Here is a 401-nt window from a genome sequence, read left to right as displayed (position 1 = left end):
CTTGAGCGCCAGTAGGACCGGTAACACCGTCAGCTCCAGTAGCACCAGTTACCCCTTGGACTCCAGTGACACCTTGAAGTCCAGTAGCTCCGGTAGCACCATCAGCCCCAGTAGGCCCAGTGACACCTTGAAGTCCGGTAGCTCCGGTAATGCCTTGAGCGCCAGTAGGCCCGGTAACACCGTCAGCTCCAGTAGCACCAGTTACCCCTTGGAGTCCGGTAGCTCCAGTGACACCTTGAAGTCCAGTAGCTCCGGTAATGCCTTGAGGGCCAGTAGGTCCAGTAACACCATCAGCCCCAGTAGGCCCAGTGACACCTTGTACTCCAGTAGGACCAGTAGCACCTTGAAGTCCAGTAGCTCCAGTAGGACCGGTAATACCTTGAAGTCCGGTAGCCCCAGTA

The 401-nt window shown here is 57.1% G+C and carries 1 pseudogene; it reads right to left on the bottom strand.

What is annotated here, in order from left to right:
- Positions 1–401: pseudogene (locus EG57_RS0225075) on the bottom strand (hypothetical protein); the annotation flags it as partial.

It is taken from the genome of Clostridium drakei, assembly GCF_000633595.2.
GTDB lineage: Bacteria > Bacillota > Clostridia > Clostridiales > Clostridiaceae > Clostridium_AM > Clostridium_AM drakei.
This window is presented reverse-complemented; position numbering and strand designations above follow the sequence as displayed.